This window comes from uncultured Gimesia sp. (genome assembly GCF_937910335.1).
Lineage (GTDB): Bacteria > Planctomycetota > Planctomycetia > Planctomycetales > Planctomycetaceae > Gimesia.
This window is the reverse complement of the sequence record NZ_CALEMX010000043.1, coordinates 1-7,163: the sequence shown is the minus strand read 5'-3', so window position 1 is coordinate 7,163 and position 7,163 is coordinate 1. Positions and strand designations below refer to the sequence as shown.

Annotated in this window: 3 protein-coding genes and 1 pseudogene; 1 reads left to right on the top strand and 3 read right to left on the bottom strand. The window is 44.2% G+C overall.

Translation table 11 applies throughout. The annotated features are described in order from the left end of the window. Positions 1-1,122 (bottom strand): annotated as a pseudogene (locus Q0668_RS25815) (glycosyl transferase); the annotation flags it as partial. A 44-nt stretch (positions 1,123-1,166) separates the two neighbouring features. Then, on the bottom strand, positions 1,167-2,021 hold the full coding sequence (locus Q0668_RS01800; RefSeq protein WP_298859348.1) for a mannosyl-3-phosphoglycerate phosphatase: 855 nt from the start codon (positions 2,019-2,021) through the stop codon (positions 1,167-1,169). 312 nt (positions 2,022-2,333) lie between these two features. Between Q0668_RS01800 and Q0668_RS01795 the strand changes: the two genes are divergently transcribed. Continuing rightward, positions 2,334-5,675: a LamG-like jellyroll fold domain-containing protein gene (locus tag Q0668_RS01795; RefSeq protein WP_298859345.1), complete on the top strand. Its 3,342-nt coding sequence runs from the start codon at positions 2,334-2,336 to the stop codon at positions 5,673-5,675. Positions 5,676-5,787: 112 nt separating this feature from the next. Here Q0668_RS01795 and Q0668_RS01790 read toward each other — a convergent pair. After that, on the bottom strand, positions 5,788-7,163 hold a 1,376-nt coding region (locus Q0668_RS01790), incomplete at its 5' end, for a hypothetical protein (protein ID WP_298859343.1).

Genomic DNA, 7,163 nt, shown 5'->3' with positions numbered 1-7,163 from the left:
AGTTTCCATCGGGTTATCCAGAAAATGAAGTCCTGCTTTTAAAACATTCTCGGCGAAGAGTTCTACCGCTTTTTCTTCATTGTGTACATCGAATTTGAGTCCATTGATGATGGCATCGTTGCGATATGTTTCAATAAAGTCCAGAGCGATACGATAATAGGTGGCTTTGATCGAACGAAATGTCTCTGTGGAGAAGACGACACCATTGGTTGCCAGCTTTCGAAAGACTCCCTTGGAAATATCGATTGACATTTTAGAAAGGCCTGCCTGGACATCCTCAACAGATAAATTCTGATGTTTATGATCATACTTGTCAGCAATATCAACCTGACATAATCTGTTCGTTGAGAAGTTCCGTTTGACTTCAGAGAGCACACCGATTTCGAGTCCCCAGTCACTGGGGATTCGAATATCGTTAATCACATCGACGCGAAATGAAAACTCACCTGCCAGGGGGTAGCGATAGCTGTCTAGATATTCGAGATAGTCCAATGATCCCAGAATTTATTTCAAAGCACGCATCAAGGGAGTCACTAATAATCGTGTGACACGGCCATTCATCTTGCTGTCTGCGACACGTGCGTAGTATCCTTTGCAGAACTGATAGTTGAAGCTGGGGTTTGCAACGGGATAGATCAATCGTGCGAGCAGACTGCGGTCATATGTCAGAATGTCACAATCATGCAGAGCGACCGATGAAGTGGATCCCTGCGCGAGTATATACCCGAGACAGTACCAGACATTGCAGCCTTTACCCAGTTCTTTGGGAGCCAGACCCTGTTCTTGCAGCATACTGTTGACAGCCTGCATACGTGGACCATCATTCCAGAGTATGCGATGATTCTGAGGTAAGCGACTAAAAAACTCGATCGCGTGCTTGTATTGCGTTTGATCAGCCCGATCGAGGCCGATTACAATTTCATTCAGGTACTCGACTTTCGCGAGTTCCGTTACGATTTTATCGAGCGCCGGTCCTTCCAGCTCGCTGTAGAGACAGGGCAGTACCAGACTCATTGGGCGCACTTCAGAAAACCGAATTAACTCTGCTTCCATCTCCTCAATGGAACGTGAAGACAGATTATGTAAGGTCGTAATGATACCGTTTTGGTAAAAGTCTCCCATTCCGGATCTCCGTAATCATTGTTTGAGCGCCAAAACCAGAATGATCAGTTCAATGATTCATCCAGTATTTGGGTTAACGCGTCGGTCCATCCCTGTGGGCCGGTTTCTTCAGTAATCATGACCGAAGATTGCTTCTCAAGATCGGGAGGTTCGTGATGAGAAGAGCGCACTATGACGGCAATATCTGCTGCATTGAGCATGGCAACATCATTCTGGCTATCGCCGAGTGCCACAAACAGCGGTGTTGCGCCACACGAGTCGGTAAAGCGCTTCCTAAACCAATGCAGACATTTTCCTTTGTCACACGCGCCAATCACATGCACAAACCGGCCACCTTGCAGCAGCCGCAGACCATGATTGGCAATCAGTGCTTCAAACTTACGCAATTGATGTGCCGAGTCTTGCCAAATTAAAGGCTCAGAAAAATCTCGTGCCATAGCCTGCAAGGCGGCAATCTCCGATAGTCCCGTATATGCAATGACTTCAGAGACTTCCATGTCATCAAATCCGGTAAACAGGAAATTTTCGTCAGTGCGAATTTTTTGGATCTGTGTCAGGATTTCTGACCGAAGTGCTCCCAAAATGTGCTTCTTGATTCCTGTATTTTGGGCAGGTCTCTCTATTTCTTCACCAAAATAATCTGCAGATACAAAAATCGCAGAGCCATTCTCCACGACATAAGGATCGGAATTCCTCAATGATTCTCGCAATGCCTTTAATTCTGCGTCAGTCTTGCTCGTATTCAGAATGATTGGAATACCGGCAGATTTCAGACGTGACATCACCGAAGTTGCTGCTGCAAAAGAATAAGTGTCATGGTCCAGCAAGGTTCCATCTAAATCGGTCATCACCACAAGTGGTGGCAGAGAGGAGCGCGTAAAACGTGGATCGCTAGACATAACCAGACAGGCAGTGAGTAAGAACTATGCGAGCCTCAAAAAAATGAGGAACCATCGGATAGTCCGACAGTATGATGAGCGGAAAGCATGATAGCAGCATTTGAACTGTGAAACAAATGCAGAGAATGTTGTATAAGCAGTGGCTGTATTTGATAGTCGGAGTGGCAGCATCGTATACAGGAAGTTCATTTCGCTTGGACGAGTAATATTTCTGTCATTGTATTCTCAATGCTTTGTGAAATTGCTAGACTAAATAAATAAGATTAAATATTCACTCATGATCTGCATCTGAATGTCGAGAGGTATTTCCCCATGGTTAAGCTGAGATTCATTCGAACTGCTGCTTTGTTCTTTCTGTTAATCGGCACTGTTTCTGTCATTCATTCTGCCGAACCGCAGTCGACCGGATTACAGGAACCGTGGCGATCACACTACACGAAAGCAAATGCCGGCGGGAAACATGTTCTTGGATTGTGGACATTCGATGGATCTGACCCTGGCGAGGATCTTTCCGGAAATGGGCATACCGCGAAATTTGACGGTGCGGAAGTTGATCAGCAGGGACGTTTTGGCGCTGCCTTGCGTTCGTTTCCCGGATTTCCGGTGGAAGACAAACGCCATTATGCGACGATCAAAGATAGCCCCAAACTTTCTCCGCATGGGCCATTCACGCTCGAGATGTGGATCAACCCCGATAAAGATTTCAATAAGTCAACTTCGGCATTTCTGTTAGACAAAAAATATGTGAGTCACACTGATTATCAGCTTGTGTTTTCTCCTCCGGGAAGATCGGGTACACGTACTTTAAAAGCGGTTCTCGGTTTTGGTGCCTCCTCGGAAATATGGTATTCTGATCCATTACTTTTGAAGCCGGGCACTTGGTATCACATTGTTTTTCTTTACAATGGCGCTGGTCGGGGACGTTATCTGATAAACGGGATTCCACATGGCGAAAAAACGATTAGCAGTCTTGGTTCGATTGCAGCGGGTACAAAACCTCTGACAATAGGCGATCGTAATGGTAGCAACTATGGTGGATTTTCCGGTTTGATTGATCAAGTACGTATCAGTCAGGGAGAGCTGGAGTTTCGGCCGGTTCGTTTTGATCGAATATCTCAGCGTGCCTGTTTCATTCGGATGGAAAAAAACCGTGCGCTTACCTTTCAAGTGACAAACTTGCAGCCGAACGTGTTGTCTGAAGCGACTGTGACCTGGTTGCTGAATGGAGAGGTGCAGGGGACTTCGGCGCTCAAAAACTTAGAATCCGGTAAACCGCAAGAAGTTCTGTTTCCTTTGAATACCTCCTTACGCCCTGATCAATATCTCCTCACTGCCAAATTAAAAACTGTGGGGCCAGAGATTGCTTCCGCTGAAGAATCGTTCCCCATTCAAATTGTGTCCCGAAAATTACCCGATCCGTTTCCGGTGATCATGTGGGGTGGTGGACTCAATGAAATTGATCGACTCAAAAAAATTGGTTTTACTCACGCGACAGGATTAGGGGCCAATTACACAAAGATATTAAACGCAGGAAAACCAACACTCGCAGATACAGAACAGAGAGTGAAAGAGATTCGCGCAGGTCTTGATCGTGGTTTAGCTAATGGTGTTTCCTTTTATGCTGCACTTTCTCCTGGTTCCTATTTACGAAGTCAGGAGAAATTTCAGCGGATGAATCGCGATGGAACGAAAAAGTCTGGTCGTGAAGATATCTGTCCGGTGATTCCGGAGATTAAGGAGTACTGCTATAACGTCGGAGCTTCTGTTGCACAAACCTATCAAGATTATCCCGCCTTTGATTCGGCTTTGCTGCATACTGAGGTGCGCGGTCATTCGCGGCCCTGTTTTCATCGGCATGATGTTGAGGCGTTTAAAAAGTATTCCGGGTTTGAGATTCCTGTAGAGGCCGGGCCTCCCCACGGCGTTTCTTATACTCGGCTGAAAAATTTTCCCAAAAATCGCGTTGTGAAAGATAATAATCCGCTCTATGTCTATTACAAATGGCATTGGAAAAAAGGGGATGGCTGGAATGACTTGAACAGTGATCTTGAGCGAGGGTTGAGTTCCACCGATAAAAAAATCTGGACGTGGTATGACCCTGCGATGCGTGTTGCCACGGTGTTCGGCTCTGGTGGAAATGTCGATGTGCTCTCGCATTGGACGTATAGTTACCCCGATCCGATTCGGATCAACGTCGTACTCGATGAATTATTTGCGATGGCTCGTGGGTCTTCGAAGAAGCAGGATGTGATGAAGATGACTCAAATTATCTGGTATCGTTCACAAACTGCACCGAAGCCTAAAAAGCCTGAAGATGCACTTGAGATTCAAGCAACCTGGGAAAGGGAGCAGCCTAATGCGGACTTTATCACGATTTCTCCGATGCAATTACGAGAAGCATTCTGGGCAAAGATATCGCGGCCGATTAAAGGTATTATGTATCATGGCTGGCAATCTTTGGTTCCCACTGATGGTTCGGGCGCGTATCGCTATACGAACACGCAAACTCAATATGAACTCGAACGGCTGATTCATGAGGTGGTTCAGCCATTAGGCCCTGCTTTAAAAAATATTCCCGGTGCAATAAACGATATTGCATTTTATGAGAGTTTTGCATCGCAGGTGTTTGCTCATCGGGGTACGTTAGGCTGGAACGGATACTGGCTGGGCGATTCGCATCAGATGTTGCAATGGGCGGGTTTGCAAAACGATGTCGTGTTTGACGAAACAATCACACAACAGGGGTTAGACCAGTACAAGGTTCTGGTCATGATGCACGGCGATGTGGTTACGGAATCTGTGTTGAAGAAGATTCTGGAGTTTCAACAACGTGGAGGGCTTGTGATTGCAGATGAATATCTTACGCCTGCAATTAAACCCGACATTCGGATCACCTCTTACAAGCGAACTGGTAAGGCTGATATTGACAAACAGGAATTTCTGAAAAAAGCAAAGGAATTGCAAACCGCATTGGTAGGGAAATACAATCGTTTTGTTGATTCTTCGAACCAGAACGTGGTTCATTATTCGCGACGGTCAAAAGATGCGGATTATATTTTCCTGGTGAACGATCATCGTGAGTTTGGTAAGTATGTGGGGCATCATGGCCGAGTGATGGAAAATGGATTGCCTTCTGAAACAACGCTGACGATTAATCGTGGAGATGGATATCTTTACGATCTGGTGAATCGCCAACAGCTATCGACGACTCGATCGGGGAACAAGCAAAGTCTGTCGGTTCAACTGGGGCCTGGATCAGGCGGTATTTACGTTTTGACAAAGGAGCCGATCGAACGGGTGGCGATTGATATTTCAAAGCAAATCAAGCGCGGTGAGACGGCTAGAGTTTCTGTTAAAGTGACCAATCAAAAAGGGAAACCGGTTTCGGCTGTGATTCCCGTGGAAGTCACCATTGAGGACTCTGAAGGACGGATCGCGGAGATGTCTGGTTATCGAGCGCTGGTTGATGGCGTACAAAGCTTCCAGATTCAAATTGCTCCCAACGATACTGCCGGTATCTGGCGCGTGCATGTGAAAGAATTGGCATCAGGCAAAAGTTCGTCTGCACATTTTCGAGTCGCCGACGACAATTCTGCTGTGAAACCGAATTACAAAAACATCAAAGGCTTTAACCCTGCGCAACCTGCCGGTTAATCTGGTGTGTCTCATCGTTCTATAAAACAACAAGCCAATACAGATATCAACGATCGCAACCTTATCGCTTGACGATTCTGAAAAACTATTGGTTAGACTTTGCCTGCTAATTTTATTTAGGCGTTTCTGCTTTTACTTTTGATGCAGGAGTAACAGTAAGTGGATTATTGCTCAGCACGGATATTGTTGAAGGATTCGGAGGACGACTTGTAACCTGATTCGGATTGGGATCCTGTAGTTGTATCGGGTAAATATTAATCTCACCCGAGACAAAAGCATTGTGTACTTGTATAAAACTTTTTGCGATTTTGGATTGTTCTATACGTTGTTTTCGTAGAAGCGAGACGTCCGCATCGTGATTTCCAACTGATGCCAGTGTGTATAAGTTTTTCTGATGGGATTTTTCTGAAGGGATGCCGTTTAACAGAGAAGAAATATTGGCAGCATTGAGATAGAGCCAGACTAAGCGTGGCTGAGCAATCTGGTTAGCCTTATCGATTTTACTTTTGAGTTTATCTCTTTCAGTGGTCCCTTTGAATTTTGTGTATTTGGTTCCCTGTTTAAGCGACTCATCGATTTTAAGAGGACTTTCAACATCATTCTTCAATTTCAACAGTTTAGAAGAAAGTGACTTGAAATGAGTGGAAATCAGATCAATTTTAGTGTTCGGATCGACTAGTAAATCAAGCTGTGGAAGCGTCGCTTGCTGGCTAATTGTCTGTTTTTTATTGAATATAAAAATGGTTTTGGAATCTACCTGTAATGTGATTTTAATATCTTTATCACATATAAAATCGTAATCAGTATGCAAGGTGTTTTTTATGACACTTTTGTTAGAGACATTCATGGCTAAAATGAGAAGATTACCAGTGGGACGCGAACGAGTTAACTTGATATTTTTATTCACAAACAGTGGCAATTTCTTTTCATTTATGATTGAGGCGAACTGAGTTGCGTCGAACTGTTTCTCCCATTTTGGAATGTTATCATAAATCAACCGAATATTGCCCGGGTCTTGAAAAAAAACATCGTCTTTTGGCCAGTATCCGATCTTCTCTTTTTCTTTTTCTTTATACTTGACCATGTTGATCTGTAATTCGGGATGAACGTCCTTCTTTTTGTTACTAAATTCAGAGATATTCACCAGATGCTGAGGAGATAATTTTGATATCTTTTCACTCTTAAGCTGCAACTTTTTCCAGCAGTTTTTTCTTAAATCAAATGGTTTCAGTGGAACACTATGTTGCTTCCCGCTGCTGCTGATGAGGTCTAATTTGGTATCCACCCAGTCATAGAGTGTTCCATTTTTGACGGTGATAAATTGTGTGGTTTTAGCACATGTTAAAGCTGTATTAAGATCCATTACGTATTCCGAAGCAGAAAATGTAATAGTTGTGTCTTCGTAACTGACATGAATGATTTTTTTAGCAGTAGATTTGGTAAATAATAGTTGAATATGTTTTTTATCAATGCATATTTCTACGTCTG